Here is a 21168-nt window from a genome sequence, read left to right as displayed (position 1 = left end):
ATGAAGCCGTCCATCGAAGCCGTCCATGAGATCCGGCCGGATTTGCGGCCGGAGGCCCCGCTTGATGCGCGCTTGGTCGCGCTTTACCGGGCGGCTTCGCCCGAGAAGAAGCTCGCGGCGGTGGACCGCCTCAACCGGACCTTGCAGGGCCTGAAGGAAGCCGAACTGGCGGCCCGCCGACCGGAGCTATCCGCTGATGAACGACGGGCCGAGCTGCGTCGCTGGTGGCTTTCGGCCCGGGACTGAGGTTACCCGGCAATGTGGGACTGGCTGTTTCAGTTTATCGATCCGTTGGAGCGGGCGGGCATCCCCTATGCGCTGGTCGGCTCGGTCGCTTCATCCATCTATGGCGAGCCGCGCGCCACAAATGACTTGGACGTGGTCATCCAGATCGGAGCAAACGATGCGCCCCGACTGCTGGCGGCTTTTCCGGAAAAGACGTTTTATGTGCCGCCCCTTGATACGATTCAGACGGAAGCGGGCCGGGCCCATGGCGCCCACCTCAATGTCATTGCGCTGGAGGGAATGACCAAGGCCGATCTCTATCCGCTGCCGGCGGACCAACGGACGTGGTTTGAGCGCCGCCGCAGCATCGAAGTGGCGGGTCGCAAGGTCTGGGTGGCGGCACCGGAGGCGATCATCTTGCACAAGCTCCTCTTCCACCGCGAGAGCGGCGGGGAAAAGCACCTGCGAGATGTGCGAGCCATGCTGGCGACGCTCGGAGCGGAGCTGGATCGCCCGTGGTTGGATCGCGAACTGGTCCGGCTGGGGCTCGCGTTGCCGCTGAAATGAAGTGGGCCGCGGCCCAACGGGAGCTGGGCCCCAAAAGAGGATTTTGGCGGTAGGGGCGCTCGCCCCCAGCGTCCGGACCGTTGGGGGCAACGGCCCTACCGGCGCGGAGCGGAGTCCGCGCCCTACCTTCAGATCGTCACCGTCTTGAACGACTCGGGCTTCCACAGGGGCTGTCTGACCTCGGTGGCGAGTTCGCTGAAGGCGGTGATCTCGGCGGCGCTGAAGAGCAGGCCGCCGGCCTTGGCGGTGTGCGCGGCCCACTGGGCTTCGAGCTGGCCGGGGAGCATGGACTTTTCGTTGCCGTGGCCGAGGACGTCTTGGATGACGGCCTTGACGTTCTGCGACTGGTTGCGGCCCTTGGCGAAGGCGCCGGCGTTGATGGCGTCGGGATGGATGACTTGGAAGAAGAACACGCAGGTGCCCTTGTCGCCGACGCCGACCTGGTCCCAGCGGTTGCGGATGGTCGGCAGCGAGCCGCCGATAAAGCTGCCGACGATCTCGTTGATGAGCGAGAGGCCGTAGCCCTTGTGCGCACCGAAGGGCAGGAGGAAGGTGGCGAGGTTCGGGTCGGTCGTCGGGTTGCCGTCCTTGTCCACGGCGGCGAGCGGCGGCAACGGTTTACCTTCGCGCTTGAGCTGCTGGACGCGGCCCATGGCGACGACGGACGTGGCCCAGTCGATGACGATCGGGTAGCCGACGGCATCGGTGGTGGGGAAGCCCCAGGAATGCGGGTTGGTACCGAGCGTCGGGAACTTGCCGCCGAACGGCACGACTTCGGCGAGCGCCGCGGTGCAGTTGGTGTAGGCGATGTAGCCCTTCTTCGCGGCGTCCATCACGTAGCCGCCGCCCCAGAGGTAGTGGAAGGCGTTGTCCACGGACACGGTGCCGACGCCGTATTTGTCCGCGAGGCGGATGGCCTCGGCCATGGCGCGGTAGGCGGTGGACTGGCCGAGCTTCTTGTTGGCGTTCCAGATCTTGGCGGCCTCGAACTTCGACGGCTTCTCGACGATCTGCGCGCCTGGCACGCAGCCCTTCGAGCCGGAGCCGAAGAGATGGTCGAGGTGGAGGGCCTTGATGCCGTTGTGCGTGCGGATGCCGTGGCGCGAGGCCTCGGCGCAGAAGCGGGCACCCTCGGCGGCTTCATCGGCATGGAAGCCGCGGTGTTGATAGGCGGCTTGGACCAGGTCGTTGTGCTGCTTTTCGGGGACGATGAAGAATTGTTCGGGCATGGGAAAAGATGTTTTATTTTTAAGTCACAGAGGACACGGAGATGACACAGAGGGCACGGAGGAAAACACGGGCTCAGTGATCTCTGTGAGGGCTCTGTGGTCTCAGTGACAATGATTAGGATTTAACTTCGTTGGCCTGGGCAATCGGCTTCTTGCCGGCGAGGAAGAGGGTCAGATTTTCCACGGCGCAGCTGGCCTGGCGCTGGACGCTCTCGTGGGTGCGCGAGCCGATGTGCGGCGTGAGGATGACGTTCGGCAGGCCGAGCAGCGGGTGGTCGGCGGGCGGCGGTTCCTGGTCGAGGACATCGGCGGCATAGGCGAGGAGTTGCTTGGACTTGAGGGCGGCGACGAGGGCGGTGAGGTCGACGAGTTCGCCGCGGCCGGTGTTGACGATGACGGCGCCCTGCTTGATGAGCGGGAAGTTCCTGGCGTTGATCAGGCCTTTGGTGGCGGGCGTGAGCTTGGTGTGCAGCGAGATGATGTCGGCACGCTTGAGGACGTCGTCGAGCTGCTCGACGCGCTCGATGTCATGCCAGCGCGCGAAGTCCTCGTCCCAGTAGTTGCCATACCCGATGACCTTGAGGCCGAAGGCGCGGGCGCGGATGGCGACTTCCTTGCCGATGCGGCCGAAACCGACGATGGCGAGCGTCTTGCCGCAGACCTCGTTGCCGGTGATGCGCGTCCAGCGGCCGGCGGCGACGTGGTTGGCCTCGACGACGAGGTTGCGCACGGCGGCGAGCATGAGGGCGAAGGTGTGTTCGGCGACGGTGGTATGGTTGACGCCCGGGGTGAAGAGGACGGGGACCTTGAGGTCGGTGGCGGCCTTGACGTCAATCTTGTCGAGGCCGATGCCGTATTTGGAGATGACCTTGAGGCGCGGGAGGGATTTTTGGATGACCGCGCGGGTCAGGGCATCGTCGCCGCAGAGGTAGGCGTCGAACTGCCCGGCCAGCCCGAGCATGCGGGCCTCGGACAGGGGGCCGCGCTCGCGGACAATTTCGAAGCCGGCCTTGGCCAGCATGTCGTGGTGGATGCCGGGCGTGTCTTGGAAGGAGGTGGTCGTGAGGAGGACGCGGGTCATGGAGGGGCGCGCTGAGGCGCGCAGTTGAAACGTGAAGGTTGAGAGTTGAGAGCCAAAAACCGGGACATTCAAAGCGAAACTTGTGGAGAGTCTGTCATGTAAGCCGAACCCTGACACCAAGACAGGTTGGCCGCAAAAGGCGCAAGTGGGCATAGGGTTTTGGTGGCTTGAAATCGCATCTATAGATGCGACGAGAGTGGAGGGCTTTGGCGTCCGGGTTTTCGACAAGGGCAGGACAATACTTCGATGCGCCTATAGACGCACTTTGGGTGTTGGGGCAATACATCCTCTTGCGCTTTTTTGCGGCTAAAGAAATGCTTGGAGGATTGCCGGTATCGTCTGTAAACAGGCTCATACATGTCCGCCAAGTCACATGCCCTTGCCACCCGGCAGTTGAGGAAGCGCCTGGGCGCTCGCGTCGACACCTCGAAAGAGGGCTGTTGGGCTGCGTCATTCGACAGCAGCAAAATCTCGTTCCTGCCGGAAGCGGTCATCACGCCCCGGGCGGAAAAGGACATCGGGCCGGTGCTGGAGCTGGCCAACAAACACCGCGTGCCGGTCACGGTGCGCGGGCGCGGCACGACCCTGATGGGCTCGGCGGCGCCGGTGCGCGGCGGCTGGGTGATCGACATGATGAAGCTGAAGGCCGTGCGGATCGACGCTGATGCCGGCATGGCGCACGTCGGTGCCGGGGCGACCAACGCGGCCGTCCAGCGCGCCGCGGCGGCGAAGGGTTGGTTCTATCCGCCCGATCCGTCGTCGAAGGAGTATTGCACCATCGGCGGCAACATCGCCTGCAACGCCGGCGGCATGCACGGCGGCAAATATGGCGTGACGCGCGACTTTGTCATCTCCCTGCGCGGCTTCCTGCCGACAGGCGAGTTTGTGGAGTGGGGGACCGCCACCAAGAAATTTGCCGCGGGCTTCAACCTGCGTGACCTCTGGATCGGCAGCGAGGGCATGCTCGGCGTCGTCACCGGCGCCGTGCTCAAGCTTGTGCCCATGCCTGCGGCGCGGTGGACGCTGCTGACGGCTTTCGCGGACGAGGTGGCGGCCTTCAAGGCGGCCAAGGCGCTTTTCCGCGCGCGGGTGCAGCCGGCGATCTGCGAGTTTTTGGATCGCGAGAGCGTGCTTTGCGCCGAGCGGGCCACGGACAAGATGGTGTTTCCCAGGCAGCCCTTCGATTGGATTCAGGACAGGGTTGTCCGGCCGGTGATCCTGCTTGAGCTGGCGGGTTCCCTGGCGGAGGTGGACGATCTGAAGTTGGAAGTGCTGGCGTGGGCCCAATCGCATACCTGGGCCTACAAGGAGGCGCACAGTCGCGCCGAGGTCGAGGAACTGTGGGAAGTCCGGCGCAAGTGCTCCGGCGCCATGTTCGAGCTCGGCGACTCGAAGCTGAACGAGGACATCGTCGTCCCGATGCGCAACTACGAGAAGTTCGCGCGGTTCATCACGCAGCTGAAGCGGCAGTCCAAGCTGCCCATCCCGACCTTCGGACACCTCGCCGACGGCAACCTGCACGTGAACATCATGTATCATCGCGACAACCCGGCCGAGACCAAGGCGGCCGAGGCCGCGGTGCAGAAGCTCATGGAGATGGTCGTGTCACTCGGCGGCGCCATCTCCGGCGAGCACGGCATCGGCCTGGCGAAGACGCCCTTCCTGCGCTTGCAGCACAGCCCGGCGCAGGTCCGCGCCATGCAGGCCGTCAAGCAGGCGCTCGATCCCCGCGGCATTCTGAATCCGGGGAAGATGTTCTCGGTAGTCCGCATCTGGAAATACCCGAAGCTGAAGCTGCATCTGCCGTGGGATCATAAGTGAGCGTTTTTTTGACCACCGATTTCACGGATAGTCACGGATGGGGAACCAGTCATTCGGAATTCAATCCGTGTTCATCCGTGTAATCCGTGGTTAAATAAAATGTCCGGCCAGACCATCATGCGTATCCGTCCTTTTACTCCTTTTGACGAGGTGGCGGTCATCGCGCTGTGGCGTGCGTGCGGCCTGGTGCGGCCCCAGAACGACCCGAAGAAGGACATCGCCCGGAAGCTGCGCGTGAATCCGGAATGGTTTTTCGTGGCAGAGCAGAATGGGCGGATCGTCGGCGCGGTGATGGCCGGCTACGAAGGGCATCGTGGCTGGATCAATTACCTCGCGGTCGATCCCGCGCAGCGCCGCAGTGGGCTGGGGCGGGCGTTGATGACCGAGGCGGAGCGGGTGCTCCGTGCCGCGGGCTGCCCCAAGATCAACCTGCAGGTGCGGCCCGGGAACAAGGACGTCATCGCCTTCTACGAGGCCATCGGCTTCAGCGTCGAGGGCGCCATCAGCCTGGGCAAGCGGCTGGAACGCGACTAAGCCGCCTCGGCCGTTTCGGGCGACGTGGGTTCGGCCTGGCGGTTGCTGACGTTGTTGCCGTCGTCGGCGCGCAGCCGCCAGAACATCAGCGAGGCGATGATCGTCGCACTGCCGAGGGCGATGAAGGCGTGGTGCAGCGCGCTCATGAAGTGGAGGCGGTCCGACTGGGGAATGTCGCCCACGAACCAGGCCGTGACCAGCGAGGCAAAGGCCACGCCGAAGCTGAGTGCCATCATCTGGGCCGTGCTGGCGATGCTGTTGGCCATGCTGGCGTCGCGGTCGCTGATGTCGGCGTAGACCAGCGTGTTCATACCGGTGAACTGCAGGGCCGAGAACAGCCCTTGCGTGAAACTCAGCAGCAGGATGGTCCAGATGGGCGTGTCGGGGCCGACGAGCGAGAACGCCGCCATGGTCAGGCCAAAGCCCACGGTGTTGACGGTTAACACGCGGCGGTGGCCGAAGCGGGCGAGGATGCCCTTGCTCATCACCTTCATGGCGATGGCGGCGGCGGCCTGGGGCATGGTCAGGAGGCCCGCCTGCCACGGCGGGTGGCCGAGGCCGATCTGGTAGAGCAGGGGCAGCAAAAACGGCATGCCGCCGACGCCCAGCCGTGTGATGATGCCGCCTAGCACGGCGACGTTGAAGGTGCGGATCTGGAACAGGCTGAGCCGCATCACCGGGTTGGGCACGCGGGTGCCATGACGGTAATACGCGCCAAGCAGGGCCAAGGACACGGCGAGCAGGCCGAGGATGGGGCCGACTGTCAGGCGGTGTTCGCCGAAGATCTCCAGCACGTAGGACAGCAGGGCGATGCCGCTGCCGAAGAGCAGGAAGCCCCACCGGTCGAGCGGCGCCACGGCCTCGTCGCGGTAGTCCGGCATGTGGCGCTTGATGAGCCACAGGCCGAGCAGACCGATGGGCAGGTTGACGAAGAAAATGGAACGCCACGGCAGCAGGTGAACGATGACGCCGCCCATGAACGGCCCGAGCAGGGGGCCGATGAGGGCGGGGATGACGACGAAGTTCATCGCATTCAGCATCTCGGACTTCGGGAAGGTGCGCACCAGCGCCAGCCGGCCGACGGGGGTCATCATCGCCCCACCGATTCCCTGGATGACGCGGGCGGCGACCAGCATGGGGCTGTTGAGCGCCAAACCGCAGGCCAGCGACCCGAGGGTGAACAGGCAGACCGCCCACGTGAACACCCGCTTGGTGCCGAAGCGGTCGGCCATCCAACCGCTGATCGGGATGAACACCGCCAGGCAGAGGGTGTAGCTGGTCAGCACGCCCTTGAGGCTCAGCGGGGTCACCTCGAGGCTGGCCGCCATGGTCGGGACGGCCGTGTTCACGATGGTGGCGTCCAGGTTCTCCATGAACAGCGCCACGGCCACCAACCACGGCATGAACCGCTTGGTCTGGTCGAGGGAGGGGGTGGGTTGGGCGCTGGCCATGGCCCTTTTCCATAGCCCAGCCCGGTCCGGCAGGCAAGCGGCCGGCGCCAGCCAGTAGGTGGCCGCATGGCCCATGTCCCGAAAATATCATATTTCCTGCTGGGCCGAAAGGTGGGGCGAGTCGTCCCGACGAGCCGTTGCCTGGAAGAGGCGATAGCATCCTGACGGCTCATCCGGAGGATTCGCCCTACCAGCCATCTGCCCTCTCATTGACCAGCCCAAAATCGCGATTGGGCGCAATTTTTGAGAGGGGAATAACACGCTTTTTCCATTGCACCGCGGAAATGCGCTGCCTCTAGTTTGCCCTTTAAGTTGAACGCCGTCCTCACGGACGGTGTCCTAATTTCCCCGCAAAAACCCGCAGCAAGCTGCGGGGAGATATTTCACCATTCAATGCATCTTAAGGCGCTAAAACTGCACGGCTTCAAAAGCTTTGCCGACAACACCACTCTCAGTTTCCAGCCGGGCGTCACGGCCATCGTCGGCCCCAACGGCTGCGGCAAGAGCAACATCGCCGATGCCATCCGCTGGGTGTTGGGCGAGCAGAGCGCCAAGGCCCTCCGCGGCGGCAAGATGCAGGATGTCATCTTCGAGGGCGCGGACACGCGCAAGGCCGCCCAGTTCTCCGAGGTCGCGCTGCTGCTGACCGAGTGCGAGCAGCAGCTCGGCAGCGACTTCCACGAGATCGAGATCATGCGCCGCGTGGCCCGCGACGGTCAGGGCGAGTATTTCTTCAACGGCCAGCCCTGCCGCCTGAAGGACATTCACAAGCTTTTCATGGACACCGGCGTCGGCCGGACCAGCTACTCGATCATGGCGCAGGGCCAGATCGACCAGATCCTGTCGTCGAAGCCCGAGGAGCGCCGCGTGGTGTTCGAGGAGGCCGCCGGCATCACGAAATACAAGAGCCAGCGCCGCGAAGCGATGAACAAGCTCTCGCTCACCGAGCAGAACCTGGCCCGCGTGTCCGACGTCATCACCGAAGTCGCCCGCCAGATTGGTTCGTTGAAGCGCCAGGCCGCGAAGGCCATGCGCTACAAGCGCCTCAGTTTCCGCCTGCGTCACCTCGCGCTGGCCCAGAGCGGCCACCAGTTCGGCCTGCTCAGCACGGCGCTCGCCGACCTCGACGGCCGCGTGGCCGCGCTCCGCGACGCCGCCGACACCCGCCGCTCCTCGCTCGAGGAGCGCACCCGGTCGCTCGACGGGAAGAAGGCCGCCCGCGCTTCGCTCAACCAGCGCGTGCAGGATGCCCAGCAGGGCGTGTTCGACCTCCGCTCGCAGAAGGAGTCCGCCGAGAACGCCGCCAGCTTGGCGGAGGTGAAGCGCACCGGCCTCACCGAGCGCATCGACGCCGGCAAGGACGACCTCTCCGAACTGGAAATGCAGCGCCGGGAACTCGCCACGCAGGTGGACACCGGCGCGCAGGACAAGCAGATGCAGCTGACCATGCTCGGCAGCTCCGACGCCGTCTTCCAGGACCGCAACCGCGAGCTGGCCGTCACCGAGGGCGAGCTGACCAAGGCCGAGCAGCAGCTCAACCAGGACAAATTCCACCTGCTGCAGCTCGAGAGCGCCGTGGCCCGCCACCGCACCGAGAGCTCCGGCCTCGAGGTGGACGCCCGCACGAGCCAGAACAAGTTCGACCAGCTTTCCACCGAGCTCGCCGAGCTGCGCGCCGCCGTCGAGGCCGCCGCCGCCGCGCTGACGCAGGTGCGCGGCCGGGTCGAGGAGGCCCGGGCCGAGCAGAGCCGCTCGAACAACGAGGCGCAGGCCGCGCAGGCCGCCCTGCAGAAGGCCACCCAGGAATTCCGCGACGCGCAGCGCAAGCTGCAGGAGATCGACCGCAACCTGGCCCAGAAGACCGCCCGCCTGAAGCTGCTCCAGCAGCTGCAGGAGAAGTGGGAAGGCTTCGGCGAGGGCGCCAAGGCGATCCTCCAGGGCCGTTTCACTTCGCTGTTCGGCGAGCAGAAGTTCACCCCCATCACGCAGGGGCTCGAGGTCCGGGCCGACTACGCCAAGGCGGTCGAGGCGCTCCTCGGCGCCTCGGTCGAAGCCATCTCGGTCTCCGACCTTGACACGGCCCAGAAGATTCTCGCCCAGCTCGAAACCGACAAGATCGGCAGCGTCTGTCTCCAAGTCTCAGGTTTCAGGTCTCAGGTTTCAGGTCTCGATCAGCTTCCGGCCGGTCTCAAGCCGGCCACGGAAGCGGTGGCCAACCTGGACCCGTCGCACCCCGCCGCCTCGATCCTCTCCGCCTGCTATCTGGCGGAGGATCTGGGCGCCTTCCTGGAGTTCTGGAAGGCCAATCCCGCGTTCAGCTTCCTCATGGTGGCGACGCCGAAGGGCGACCTCGTGGACCGGCGCGGTCTGATTTACGGCGGCCACCACAAGAAGCCGGCCAACAGCATCGTCCAGCGCGAGGTCGACCTCCGGGAGACGGGCAAGGCGGTCGTTTCCGAGCAGAAGACGCACGATGAGCAGCGGGCCGTCATCGACCAGCTCAACACCGCGCTGGCCGCCGCCGAGCAGACATTGGAGCAGAAGCGACGGGAAGTGCTCGCCACCTCCCAGGCCGCCGCGTCCATCCATACCGAGGAAAAGAACGCCCAGAAGGCGCACGACGACGCCGGCAACCGGCTCGCCCGGATGGAGAACGAGCTCAGCAATCTCAAACGCGATCATGACGAGGCCCTGTCCCGCCTGGTGAAGGCACAGGCCCAGCTGGCCGAGGCCGAGGCCGGCGTCACCGCCCAGAAGCAGAAGCTGGCCGCCACCGAGGTGACCATCGTCGAGAAACGCGCCGACCGGGACCAGAAGAAGGAAATCCTGGCCTCGGCCCGCCTCGAGCTCGCGGAGCGCCGCCAGAAGGTCGAGGTGCTCGACCGCGGCCTGACCGAGATGGAGCGTCGGGGCGAACAGCTCGAGGAACTCATCACCCAGCGGCAGATCGAGCTCGAGACCTGGTCCGAGCAGGTGGCGGTGCTGGCGGGCGAAACCACGGACCAGAAGCGCCGGGCCGAGGAAATCGTCAAGACCCTCGCCGTTGCCCAGGCCAACGTCGAGTCGGTCCGCAGCGAGCTGTCGACCATTGAGAGCGAAATTTCCGCCGTGGAGAACGGCCTGACCTCCATCCGCAGCGAGGCCGAGACCTCGCAGGCCGAGCTGGGAAAGCACGAGGTGAAGGTCGCCGAGACCCGCGCCCGGGTGCAGTTCCTGACCGAGGAAGTGACGCGCGAGTTCAATGCCGACATCGCCGCGCAGGACTGGAAGCAGCTGCTCTGGCGCGCCGACGACGAGCCCGAGGGGATCAAGGACCTGGATTTGGATGAGGAAGATGAAGCGGCATCTTCCAGTGTAGGGGCGCCGTTGGACGGCGCCCGGGCGTCGGCAAGCGACGCCCCTACAGAGAAGAAGCGCCGGAAGAAGAAAGGGGAGCCCAAGGGCGAAGCGACCGAGGCCGACCTGGCCGCGCTCGACTCGACCAATTGGGACGGACTCAAGGCCGAGGTGGACGCGCTCCGCCAGCGCATCGGCGCGATGGGCGCGGTGAACCTCGTGGCCATCGAGGAATATTCCGAGCTGAAGCAGCGCTACGAGTTCCTCAAGACGCAGAGCGACGACCTCGCCGGCGCGAAGGCGCAGCTGCTCAAGGCCATCGACGACATCAACCAGACCTCGCTCGAGCAGTTCAAGGTGACCTTCGAGCAGATCCGCAAGAATTTCGCCTACACGTTCAACATCCTGTTTGGCGGCGGGCGGGCCGAGATCGAGCTGGTGACGGCCGACGATCCGCTCGAGAGCGGCATCGAGATCGTCGCGCAGCCCCCGGGCACCAAGCTCAAGGGCATCACGCTCCTCTCCGGCGGCCAGAAGACGCTCACCGCGGTGGCGCTGCTCTTCGCGCTCTACATGGTGAAGCCGTCGCCCTTCTGCTTGCTCGACGAGCTCGACGCGCCGCTCGACGAGTCGAACATCCACCGTTTCATCAACCTGCTGAAGCAGTTCGTGAAGGAGTCGCAATTCATCATCATCACGCACAACAAGACGACGATCGCCTCGGCGGACGCCATCTACGGGGTGACGATGCAGGAGCGCGGCGTGTCGAAGACGCTCTCGATGAGATTCGACCAGCACAAGGGCGAGCCCGAGGTGCTGCCGACGACCATCGCCGACTCGGTGCGGGCGGCGGCGCCGAGCGCGCCGGTGAATTCGTAAGGGGTCGTTGCAGTCGGCCAGGGATTGCCGGCGGAAGTGGAAGATCCGCCTTCGCCTCACTGAGGCTACGGCGGATGCCTTTCGGCTCCCGAAAGGCAAAGGCGCGACCCTTGCGGATCGCGCCTCTTTGCTTGCCCGCCCGAGGGGTAGTTCGGGCGAGAATGGTTAGTGGCCTTTCTTGGCCTTGGGCTCGGCGGCCTCGCCGCCGCCGTCCATCGCGATCATGTCGGCGGGGACGTTCGAGAGGGCGTCCTCCATGGTGGTGAGGCCCATCTTGACCTTGAGCATGGAGTCCTGGTGCATGGTCTTCATGCCGGACTTCATGCAGACGCGCTTCAGGTCGGCGACCTCGACCTCCTTGTTGATGGCCTCGACGATTTCCTCGCAGTTGACCATGAGTTCGTGGATGCCGACGCGGCCCTTGTAGCCATTGCCGCTGCAGATGTGGCAGCCGCCCGGGGCGGCCTTGAAGATCTCGGGAACTTCCTTGAGGTCGAGGGCCTTCTGGAGGATCTCCCACTCGCGGCCCTCGGGCTTGTATTTCACCTTGCAGTTCTTGCAGACGCGGCGGAGGAGGCGCTGGGCGCACACGCACACGAGCGCCGCGGAGATGTTGAAGGGCTCGATGCCCATTTCACCCATGCGGGACACCGTGGACGGCGCGTCGTTGGTGTGGAGGGTGGAGACGAGCAAGTGGCCGGTGAGCGCCGCTTCGCAGGCGATCTGGGCGGTTTCCTTGTCGCGGATTTCGCCCACGAGGATGATGTCGGGATCCATGCGCAGGTAGCAGCGGAGCGCCCGTTGGAAATCGAGGCCGATCTGCTTGTTCATCTGCATCTGATTGAGGCCGGGCAGCGTGTATTCGATCGGGTCCTCGGCGGTCTGGATGTTGACGTCGGGCGTGTTGATCTCGGCGAGCGCCGCGTAAAGCGTCATGGACTTGCCGGAGCCGGTCGGGCCGCAGTGCAGGATCATCCCGTAGGGCTGCCGCACGCAGTCGCGATACTTGGCGAGATTCTCCTCCGAGAAACCGAGCTGGGGCAGGGGCAGGGTGGACTTGGCCTTGTCGAGGATACGCATGACCACCTTCTCGCCGTGGTTCATCGGGCCGGTGGCGACGCGCAAGTCGATATCGATGTTTTTCTTTGTGAACTTCTTGAAGACGATGCGGCCGTCCTGCGGCAACCGGCGCTCGGAGATGTCCAGGTTGCACATGATCTTCAGGCGGGCGACCATGGCGAAGGCGACCTGCTTCGGGAGGCGCATCTTCTCGGCGCACATGCCGTCCACGCGGTAGCGGACCACGAGGTCCTTTTCCATCGGCTCGATGTGAATGTCGGATGCACCGGAGACGTAGGCGTCCTCGATGATGCGGTTGGTGAGCTGGATGATGGGGGCGGAGTCCTCGCTCTCGAGATCGGCGGCCTTGACCTCGCCGCCGCCGCCCTCCGTGTAGGCGCCGGAGATGAGGTCCTTCACCTCGTCGATGTCGACCTCGGTGGCGGCCTCGCCGGCCTTGGCGGCGGCGCCGGCCTTCTCGCCGAAACACTTCTTGAGCAGGGCGTCGAGGAGGCTGGCGGGGATGACCTTGACGTCGTCGATCGACATCTCGGTGGCCTGGGAGAACGCCTCGCGCTTGGCGTAATCCAGCGGGTTGGTCATCAGCACCGAGCAGGAGTTCGCGCCGGTCTTCTTGTAGGGGAAGATCGCCTCGCGACGGATGACGGCATCACCGGTGATCTCGACAAGCTTCTCGTCGATCTCGACGTCCTCGATCTTGGAGATGAGGGGGAGCTCGGTGAACTTGGAGATGAATTTGGCCGTGTCCTCGGGCGTGAGCTGGAACTTCGGGTCCAGCATGCGCTGGATGAGGGTGGAGGAGTATTCGGCCACCTCGAGGAGGACACTGAGGTCCTTGGGGGTGAACGAGCCGCCGGTGCCGGCGGAAGGCTCCTTGTTGAGCACCTGGATGGCGCCGATGACGATGTTCGTCTTCAGCGGCACCGTGAGCATGGAGTGGACCTCGAAACCGACGTCCATCTTCTTGAGCGAGGCGGCGTCAGCGCCCTTGCCGCTGAAGAAAAGCGGTTCGCCGGTCTGGATGACCTTGCCGACGTTGCCGGTGCCGGCGGGCAGCTTCAGGGTCAGCAGTTTCTTCTGCGTTTCCTTGAATTGCATCTCCTTGGTCTTGTCGGTGCCCCAGAGGGTGGGCGAGTAATACACCTGCTTGAACGCAATCTCGCCCGCTTCGACGAGATACATCGTCATGGACTGCGCCTGCAGCGACTCGACGACCTTGCTCGAGGTCAACTCGATGACGGTGTTGACATCCTCCTTGCTCGGGGCCGGCTTGGAGATGACCTTGATGAGCAGGGAGCGGCGGAGCGTGCCGGTGAGATTGCTGGAGGTAGCCATGAGAGGGGAGGTGGAGGAGGGCCGCCGGCCGGGGCCGCGGGAAACGGCGACGGTGGTTTGAAAAACGCGCTTGCTTGTAAGGGCAATTTTTAACGTGGTCGAGGGCGAATTGCAAATGCTTGGCTGGCTCAAAGAGGTCTGGAGCAAGGTTGTGCGTCGCAGGGCCCCCACGGCCCGCGCGGAGGCCGGGGCCCGGGGCGAGCAGGCGGCGGCGGACTACCTGCAGGAGCGCCACGGCTTCGCCATCGTGACCCGGAACTGGCGCAGTCCGCGCGACCGGCGCGACGAGATCGACCTGGTGTGCCGCGACGGCGAGGTGCTGGTGTTCGTCGAGGTCAAGGCCCGCGCCGAGGGCGCGCGGGTGGCGGGTTTCTCGGCGGTGGACGAGCGCAAGAAGCGCGCGCTGCGTCGCGCGGTGCACGCCTACCTGGCGGCGCTGGCGAGTCCGCCCCGCACCTTTCGCTTCGACGTCGCCGAAGTCACGCTCAGCGACCGGCTCCCCGCGCAGGTGATGCACTTTGAGAACGCGCCGCTCTTCCCCAAGGGCTACCATGTCGCCCGCCAGAGCGGCTCGCTGGACGAGATGGCCGGCGGATGACACGCCCGGCGATTAAATAGCCTTGCGGGAGCTTCCCATCGGGCCGAGTTTTCCCACGTATGGCTGAAGAAACCCGCCACCCGTTTTTGCATGGCCTCAGCAAGCACCGCGGCTCCCCGCCGACGGTGATCATCATCTTCGGCGCCTCCGGCGATCTGACCGCCCGCAAGCTCATCCCCGCGATCTACAACCTGGCGCATGACGGCCTGCTGCCGGCGGATTTCTACCTCATCGGCTTCGGCCGGAAGGCGATTCCCGACGCCGAGTTCCAGAAAATGGCGGCCGATGCCATCAAGGAGTTTTCCCGCCGCGAGCCGAGCCCGGACGTCTGGGCCCGCCTGGCCGCCCGCACGCTCTACGTGAGCGGCGGCTACGACGAAAAGCCCGCCTACGACCGCCTCGGCGCCCGTATCGCCGGCCTCGAGAAGGAGATCGGCCAGGAACTCCAGTCGCTGTTCTACATCTCCACGCCGCCGACGGTCTTCGCCCCCATCATCCAGAACCTCGGGGCCAGCGGGCTGGCCGCGCGCTACCTGCGCCAGCGCCACCAGTCGAAGTGCATCATCGAAAAACCCTTCGGCCGCGACCTCGCCAGCGCCCAGGCGCTCAACCTCGAGCTGACGACGGTCTTCGACGAGTCGCAGGTCTTCCGCATCGACCACTACCTCGGCAAGGAGACCGTGCAGGACCTGCTCGTGCAGCGCTTCGCCAATGCGATCTTCGAGCCGATCTGGAACCGCAACTTCATCGACCACGTGCAGATCACCGTGGCCGAGCAGGTTGGCGTGGAGGCCCGCGCCGGCTACTACGAGCAGAGCGGCTGCCTGCGCGACATGATCCAGAACCACACCATGCAGCTCCTCGCCCTCACCGCGATGGAGCCGCCCGTCTCGATGGACGCCGAGTCCGTCCGCGACGAGAAGGTGAAGGTGCTCAAGGCCATCCAGCCGCTCCGGCTCGACGGCGCCAACCCCGACGTGGCCCGCGCCCAATACGGCGCCGGCGTCATCGGCGGCAAGCCCGTGCCGGGCTACCTGCAGGAGAAGGACGTCTCGCCGGCGTCGGCCACCGAGACCTTCGCCGCGCTCCGCCTGAGCATCAACAACTGGCGCTGGCAGGGCGTGCCGTTCTACCTGCGCTCCGGCAAGCACCTCGCGCGCCGCGTGAGCGAGATCGCCGTCCGCTTCAAGCGCACGCCCGGCAGCCTCTTCGCCGAGACCGACCGCTCGATGCTCGCGGCCAACACGCTGGCGTTCCAGATCCAGCCCGACGAGGGCCTGAGCCTCATTCTCAACGCCAAGATCCCCGGCCTCGAGACGCGCACGCAGCCGGTGAAGATGAACTTCAAATACGCCACGACCTTCGGCTCCAACACGCCCGAGGCCTACGAGCGCCTCGTGCTCGACGCCATGATCGGCGACGGCACGCTCTTCATCCGGGGCGACGAGACCGAGCGCTCGTGGCAGCTCTGCACGCCGATCCTCGAGCACTGGGCCGCCCAAGGCCGCACCGGCCTCGACACCTACGCCTCCGGCGCCTGGGGCCCGCCGTCGGCCGAGGCCCTGCTCGCTGCGAACGGCCATTCGTGGAGGGAGCCGTGAACCGTTTGATTGCTTTGTCTGCTCCTGTAGCGGCGGTCTATGACCGCCGACGTGCGCCCTCAACGGCGGTCATAGACCGCCGCTACAGTCATGCCCGCCGTCTTTGACGCTCTGCCCGGACAGGAGGTGCCCGTCGGCGGCATCTCGGCCGGGTTCAAGAAACTCTGGGCCGACTCGCCGGCCAAGGAGAGCCGCGCCGTGCAGCTCAACCTCGTGTTGCACCTCGGGTCCAACTCGAATCCGGCGGACGCCCAGGAACAGTTCCAGAACACGCTGAAGTTCGCCCAGCGCTACCCGGCGCGGGTCGTGGTGCTATGCCCGGACTTCGGGGAGAAGGCGCCGACCGAGATCCGGGCGAAGATCTACGGCGAGTGCTTCCTCGGCAAATCGAAGAACGACACGCGCTGCGTCGAGTTCGTCATCCTGCACTACACCATGGCGGCGCGCGGCTACCTGGAAAACCAGGTCTCGGTGTGCCTCTCGACCGACATGCCGCTCTACTACTGGGGCCATGGCTTTTCCGCGGCCAAGCGGCTGGCCGACTACGGCTACCTGCTGACCCGCTCGAAACGCGTCCTCTTCGACAGCGCCGTGGCGCCGGCGGACGCGTTCACCTTCCCCTGGCCGAACATCGCGGCGGTGCGCGACCTGGCCTACACCCGCACGCTGCCGCTCCGGCAGAACCTCGGGCAATTCCTCAGCCGCTACGCCCCGGCGCTCATCACGACCGGGTTGCAGACGGTCACCATCCGCCACCGCGCGCAGTTTGCCGCCGAGGCCAGCTGCCTGCTCGGCTGGGTCAAGAAGGGCCTGACCCGCGCCGGCGCCGGTCCGGTGGCCTTCGCGGTCACGCCGGTGGACTGCCCCGGCTGCCTCTCGATGGCCTTCGCCTACGCCGAGCCGAGGAAGGTCTTCAAGTGGGCGGCCGACCTGAGCAAGGATCACGCCGAGTTCACCGGCGATCTCGGCACGGGCCGGACCTCGCTCGTGGCCGGTGCGCACTTCCTGGCGCAGGAGGCGGCGCTGAGCGAGGCGATGTTTTTTTAAACACAGAGTTCGCCGAGGACACCGAGGTTGAAATCTCACGGCTTGCCTCGGTGCCCTCCGTGTCCTCTGGGTTAAATTCATTATGCCTTGGATCTGGTTGATTATTGCCGGTGTCTTGGAGATCGCCTGGGCCATCGGCCTGAAATACGCCGACGGCTTTACCAAGCTCTGGCCGGGTGTCGCCACGGTGCTGCTGATGCTGGCGAGTTTCTGGTGCCTGGCGCAGGCAGTGCGCGGGCTGCCGCTCGGGACCAGCTACGCCATCTGGACGGGCATCGGCGCGGTCGGAACGGCGGTGCTCGGCATGATCCTGTTCAAGGAACCGGCCACCGTGGCGCGCCTGCTGTGCATGCTGCTCATCGTCGCCGGCATCGTCGGTTTGAAGCTGACGGCCCGGGCCTGAAATGGCTCGCCGTCGCGACCGCTAGCGTGGCGGCATGCAACTGAAACTGAAGCGCATCGCGCCGTTGCAGGCGGGCAAGATGCTGGCGGCCTTCTACGGCCTGCTTTCCCTGCTGTTCGTTCCCTTCATGCTCCTTTTCATGGCCATGGGCAGCTTCGCGGCCCGCCAGCAAGGCGGCGGCGCGATGCCGGCCCTGCCGTTCATGTTTGGCATGGGCGTCGGCTTCATGGTGCTGCTGCCGTTTTTCTATGCGGCCATGGGCTTTGTCTTCGGCGTGATCAGCGCGGCGGTCTACAACCTGCTCGCGAAATGGATCGGCGGCCTCGAACTCGAATTCGAGCCGAACCAGCCGCCGCTCAATTGAACAGATGAAAGCCAAACAACGTGTCACCGGCCTGGGCGGATTTTTCTTCAAGGCGAAGAACACGAAGAAGCTCGCCGGCTGGTATAAGAAGCATCTTGGTCTGCCCATCGACGACCAGTGGTTCGGCTGGTCGTTCGAGTGGCGCGACGTGAAGAATCCGAAGAAGAAGGGCATGACCATCTGGAGCGTCATGGATTCCGACACGAAGCATTTCGGCCCGGGCAAGCAGGGCCACATGGTCAACTACCGGGTCGCCAACCTGAAAAAAGTGCTGGCGGCGCTGAAGAAGGAACGCGTATGGATCGACCCGAAGGGGATCCAGAAGTCGGAATACGGCCAGTTCGCCTGGATCAAGGACGGCGAAGGCAACCGTCTCGAGCTCTGGCAACCGCCGGCGGGCATGTGAGCGCCGCCGTCGGTTTTAATCGACTCCGGCGCAGTGGGCGCTTCCTATCCGCCATGCACACTCTCCGGATGGCGCCCTTCTTGTTGGTGTCGGCCATCGGATTGGCCGCCGCGCCGGGCAGCGCACTCTTCGAGCAAACGAAGGCGCAGTATCAGAAAGACTATGAGATCGAGCTGGTGGCGGACGATGAGCCCTATCCCGTCGCCGAATCCGACGGGGCCATCACGGCGCGGAATTCCGGGGTGCGGAATGTGGACATGGTGCTGTATTTCCTGCGCAAGGAGTTTGCCAAATACCCGCCCGAGCTCGTCAAGCTGTCGGGCCTGAAACGCATTGTGTTCTGCCGCGACCTCAAGGCGAACGGGCATCGCATCGCCGGCGTGGCGGTGGAGAAGAACGCGACCATCTACATGGATTCCTCGACCGAGATCGGCGACGAGCCGCACCGCCGCCGCACGCTGCACCACGAATTCTTCCACTTCATCGACTATGCCCTGCACGGCGAGCGTGACATCCGCGACAATCGCGAGTGGGTGGCGGCCGGTGCGCCGGGTTCCGCCTATGGCGCGGCCGAAACCGGCGCCCCCGTCGCGAACTGGGCCTCCCATCCGGCGGCGGGTTTCGTCTCAAATTATTCGCGCAAGTCCGTGCCCGAGGATCGCGCGGAACTTTTCGCCGCCATCATGACGAACAACCTGACCGTCCGCCTGCTGCTCCAGAAGGACAGCTTCCTCACGGGCAAGCTGAACGTGCTGAAGGACGAGCTGAAGGCGTTCTGCCCGCAGATCGACGAGGCCTTCTGGGCGAAGACCGCGAAGAATTTCTAAGACCGGACAATCGCGGAAACGCGAAGGAGCGGAACAGGCAAACGGCATCAGACTCCGGCGGCCCGGAGTGACTTGTGCAGGCGCAGCAATTGCGCGCGTGTCACCTTCTCACCTTGGGCCATGAGACCGGCCGCTGCATCCAGCGACCGCTTGTTGGATTCGCTCTCGGCCCGGGAGAGATGCTTTAGATAAGCGGAAAGGGCGAGCCGCTCGGAGCGGGGCCACGCCTTCACTTTGCGCTTAACCTGCAGCAATGTCATGGCGCGGAATCTAGCCGGGAAGGATGCCTTGGCAAGGCGGGTTTTGACGGCGGAGACCGGTCTATTTTGCCGTCAGCACCGCGTAGCTCTTCTTGCCCTTGCGGAGCAGGAGATACTTGCCGAACAGCAGGTCCGCGGACGTGACCGCCCTGGTGTGGTCGGGGACGCGGACGTTGTTCAGATAGATGCCGCCGGCCTCGAGGGCCTTGCGCGCGGCGCCCTTGGAACTTTCCAGGCCGGAATGAACGATGAGGTCGGCGATGGGCGAACCGGTGCCCTCGAGCTTCACCTTCTCCAGGTCCTTGGTCGGCACCTCGCCGGCGACGTCGTTGAAGATGTCCTCGGTGATGCCGTCGAGCGAGCCGCCGAAAAGGATTTCGCTGGCCTTGAGCGCGGCGGCGAGGGCCTCGGCGCCGTGGACCAGCACGGTCATCTCCTTCGCGAGGGCCTTCTGCGCGGCACGGGCGCCCGGGTTGGCCTTCAGTTCCTTCTCGAGCGCGGTGATTTCGTCTTGGGGGAGGAAGGTAAGGGTCTTGAGGAGCTTGACGACGTCGGCGTCGTCGGCGTTCACGAAGAACTGGTAGAAGCGGTAGGGGCTGGTCTTTTTGGCGTCGAGCCAGACGGTGCCGGTGGCGGTCTTGCCGTATTTCGAGCCGTCGGCCTTGGTGAGCAGCGGGAAGACGAGGCCCCAGACGGTGGCGCCGAGCTTCTTGCGCGTCAGCTCGGTGCCGACGGTGATGTTGCCCCACTGGTCGGTGGCGCCGACCTGCAGCTCGCAGTTGAAGGTTTTGCGCAGGTGGTAGAAATCATGACCCTGCAGCAGCATGTAGCTGAACTCGGTGAAGCTGATGCCGGTGCTGCGGTCCTCCATGCGCGAGCGGACGGAATCCTTCGCAGTCATGGAATTCACGGTGATGTGCTTGCCGATGTCGCGGAGGAACTCGAGGAAGGTGACCGAGCCGGTCCAGTCGTAGTTGTTGACGAGGCGGGCGGGGTTCTTGGCACCGGAGAAGTCGAGGAAGCGGGCGAGCTGCGGCTTGATACAGTCGAGGTTGTGCTGGAGCTGGTCGGGCGTGAGCAGGTTGCGCTCGTCGGACTTGCCGGAGGGGTCACCGACCATGCCGGTGGCGCCGCCGGCGAGGGCGATAGGCAGGTGGCCGTATTGTTGGAAGCGGCGGAGGGCGAAAAGCGGCACGAGGTTGCCGACATGGAGCGAGTCCGCCGTGGGGTCGAAACCGCAGTAGAGCGTGGTCGGGCCCTCGGCCAGGCGCTTGGCCAGGGCGTCGCGGTCGGTGCAGTCGGCGTAGAGGCCGCGCCATTCAAGTTCTGCAAGGATGTCGCTCATGAGGTGGCCGCCGTTATTGGCGGCAAGTGAACAAGTGACAAGTGACAAGTGACAAGGGGAGGGGCCTGAATGTAGGGTCGCCGCTGGTCGGCGGACCTTCTGCGCATGCGGTCCGGTCCGGCGACTAGCGCCGACCCTACAGATGAGCTTATGGGCGTCGCTGCCAATTTAGTAAGCCGCTTGATACCTACCTGAAATGGGTTGCCCGGGAAGCGCGGGCGGCTCTACTTACCGGGTTCCTGGCGACGGCCCGCCGTCCGCCCAATCCAGCCTTCAACTCCCGACTTTATGCCCCTCGTCGTTGGCGCCAAAGCGCCTGATTTCACCCTCAAGACCAAGACCGCGGACGGCCTCAAGGACGTCAGGTTGAGCGACAATTTCGGCAAGAAACAGACCGTGCTGCTGTTCTTCCCGCTGGCCTACACCGGCACCTGCACGCAGGAGATGTGCGACATCTCGAACGGCCTGAGCGGCTACACCGGCCTGGGCGCGGAAGTCTACGGCATCAGCGTCGACAGCCCGTTCGCCCAGGAAGCCTGGGCGAAAAGCAGCAAGATCACCGTGCCCCTGCTTTCCGACCTCAACAAGACCGTCACCAAGGCCTACGACGTCGTGTTCCCGAACCTGGCCGGCGTGGGCGACACCTCCGCGCGCGCGGCGTTCGTCATCGGCCGGGACGGCGTCATCAAATACGCCGAACAGACGCCGACGCCGAAGGACCTGCCGAACTTCAACGCCGTCAAGGCTGCGCTCGCCAAGTAACGCATTTCTTGCGGCGC

19 protein-coding genes are annotated in these 21168 nt (G+C 65.1%); 13 read left to right on the top strand and 6 right to left on the bottom strand.

Features of this window, described 5'->3' with window-relative positions; genetic code table 11:
- A complete protein-coding gene (locus BLU29_RS00370; protein WP_091054610.1) occupies positions 1-246 on the top strand; it encodes a hypothetical protein in 246 nt (81 codons plus the stop codon).
- Between the two features lie 12 nt (positions 247-258).
- Positions 259-792 carry a hypothetical protein gene (locus BLU29_RS00365; RefSeq protein ID WP_091054609.1) on the top strand — a complete coding sequence of 178 codons (534 nt, stop codon included), beginning with the start codon at positions 259-261 and terminating at the stop codon, positions 790-792.
- Between the two features lie 128 nt (positions 793-920).
- On the opposite strand, the gene BLU29_RS00360 is transcribed toward BLU29_RS00365, so the two are convergent.
- Positions 921-2021, bottom strand: coding sequence for an Ldh family oxidoreductase (locus BLU29_RS00360; RefSeq protein ID WP_091054608.1), 1101 nt, complete (start codon positions 2019-2021; stop codon positions 921-923).
- 115 nt (positions 2022-2136) lie between these two features.
- A complete protein-coding gene (locus tag BLU29_RS00355; RefSeq protein WP_091054607.1) occupies positions 2137-3102 on the bottom strand; it encodes a phosphoglycerate dehydrogenase in 966 nt (321 codons plus the stop codon).
- A gap of 357 nt (positions 3103-3459) precedes the next feature.
- Here BLU29_RS00355 and BLU29_RS00350 point away from each other — a divergent pair, with 357 nt between their 5' ends.
- Both BLU29_RS00350 and BLU29_RS00345 read left to right on the top strand, forming a co-directional pair.
- Positions 3460-4923: an FAD-binding oxidoreductase gene (locus BLU29_RS00350; protein ID WP_091054606.1), complete on the top strand. Its 1464-nt coding sequence runs from the start codon at positions 3460-3462 to the stop codon at positions 4921-4923.
- A gap of 117 nt (positions 4924-5040) precedes the next feature.
- Positions 5041-5457 (top strand): GNAT family acetyltransferase, encoded by a 417-nt coding sequence (locus tag BLU29_RS00345; protein ID WP_091060794.1) that lies wholly within the window; start codon positions 5041-5043, stop codon positions 5455-5457.
- On the opposite strand, the gene BLU29_RS00340 is transcribed toward BLU29_RS00345, so the two are convergent.
- The gene (locus BLU29_RS00340; protein WP_091054605.1) at positions 5454-6908 is read right to left on the bottom strand and encodes a DHA2 family efflux MFS transporter permease subunit; all 1455 of its coding nucleotides are present in this window, start codon (positions 6906-6908) and stop codon (positions 5454-5456) included. The two genes, BLU29_RS00345 and BLU29_RS00340, sit on opposite strands and share 4 nt — an antisense overlap.
- 393 nt (positions 6909-7301) lie before the next feature.
- Between BLU29_RS00340 and smc the strand changes: the two genes are divergently transcribed.
- Positions 7302-11123 (top strand): chromosome segregation protein SMC, encoded by a 3822-nt coding sequence (smc, locus tag BLU29_RS00335; RefSeq protein WP_091054604.1) that lies wholly within the window; start codon positions 7302-7304, stop codon positions 11121-11123.
- 165 nt (positions 11124-11288) lie between these two features.
- Here smc and BLU29_RS00330 read toward each other — a convergent pair whose 3' ends face one another.
- Positions 11289-13538 (bottom strand): ATPase, T2SS/T4P/T4SS family, encoded by a 2250-nt coding sequence (locus BLU29_RS00330; protein ID WP_091054603.1) that lies wholly within the window; start codon positions 13536-13538, stop codon positions 11289-11291.
- Positions 13539-13653: 115 nt separating this feature from the next.
- Here BLU29_RS00330 and BLU29_RS00325 point away from each other — a divergent pair, with 115 nt between their 5' ends.
- The 7 genes from BLU29_RS00325 (at position 13654) to BLU29_RS00295 (ending at position 18784) form a co-directional block, all read left to right on the top strand.
- Positions 13654-14136, top strand: coding sequence for a YraN family protein (locus BLU29_RS00325; RefSeq protein WP_091060791.1), 483 nt, complete (start codon positions 13654-13656; stop codon positions 14134-14136).
- 59 nt (positions 14137-14195) lie between these two features.
- On the top strand, positions 14196-15737 hold the full coding sequence (gene zwf, locus BLU29_RS00320) for a glucose-6-phosphate dehydrogenase (protein WP_091054602.1): 1542 nt from the start codon (positions 14196-14198) through the stop codon (positions 15735-15737).
- Between the two features lie 90 nt (positions 15738-15827).
- The gene (locus BLU29_RS00315) at positions 15828-16784 is read left to right on the top strand and encodes a glucose-6-phosphate dehydrogenase assembly protein OpcA (protein ID WP_091054601.1); all 957 of its coding nucleotides are present in this window, start codon (positions 15828-15830) and stop codon (positions 16782-16784) included.
- 82 nt (positions 16785-16866) lie between these two features.
- Positions 16867-17187 carry a multidrug efflux SMR transporter gene (locus BLU29_RS00310; RefSeq protein WP_091054600.1) on the top strand — a complete coding sequence of 107 codons (321 nt, stop codon included), beginning with the start codon at positions 16867-16869 and terminating at the stop codon, positions 17185-17187.
- Positions 17188-17221: 34 nt separating this feature from the next.
- A complete protein-coding gene (locus tag BLU29_RS00305; RefSeq protein WP_091054599.1) occupies positions 17222-17551 on the top strand; it encodes a hypothetical protein in 330 nt (109 codons plus the stop codon).
- A gap of 4 nt (positions 17552-17555) precedes the next feature.
- Complete coding sequence (locus BLU29_RS00300; RefSeq protein WP_091054598.1) at positions 17556-17957, top strand: VOC family protein; 402 nt, start codon at positions 17556-17558, stop codon at positions 17955-17957.
- Between the two features lie 53 nt (positions 17958-18010).
- Positions 18011-18784 (top strand): hypothetical protein, encoded by a 774-nt coding sequence (locus BLU29_RS00295; RefSeq protein WP_091054597.1) that lies wholly within the window; start codon positions 18011-18013, stop codon positions 18782-18784.
- Positions 18785-18831: 47 nt separating this feature from the next.
- On the opposite strand, the gene BLU29_RS00290 is transcribed toward BLU29_RS00295, so the two are convergent.
- Together BLU29_RS00290 and tyrS are read right to left on the bottom strand one after the other, a co-directional pair.
- Complete coding sequence (locus tag BLU29_RS00290; RefSeq protein WP_091054596.1) at positions 18832-19044, bottom strand: hypothetical protein; 213 nt, start codon at positions 19042-19044, stop codon at positions 18832-18834.
- Positions 19045-19105: 61 nt separating this feature from the next.
- Positions 19106-20389 carry a tyrosine--tRNA ligase gene (gene tyrS, locus BLU29_RS00285; protein WP_091054595.1) on the bottom strand — a complete coding sequence of 428 codons (1284 nt, stop codon included), beginning with the start codon at positions 20387-20389 and terminating at the stop codon, positions 19106-19108.
- A 288-nt stretch (positions 20390-20677) separates the two neighbouring features.
- On the opposite strand from tyrS, the gene BLU29_RS00280 reads away from it, so the two are divergent.
- The gene (locus BLU29_RS00280; RefSeq protein ID WP_091054594.1) at positions 20678-21151 is read left to right on the top strand and encodes a redoxin domain-containing protein; all 474 of its coding nucleotides are present in this window, start codon (positions 20678-20680) and stop codon (positions 21149-21151) included.
- Positions 21152-21168 lie beyond the last annotated feature (17 nt).

The sequence above is a fragment of the Opitutus sp. GAS368 genome, assembly GCF_900104925.1.
GTDB lineage: Bacteria > Verrucomicrobiota > Verrucomicrobiia > Opitutales > Opitutaceae > Lacunisphaera.
This window is presented reverse-complemented; position numbering and strand designations above follow the sequence as displayed.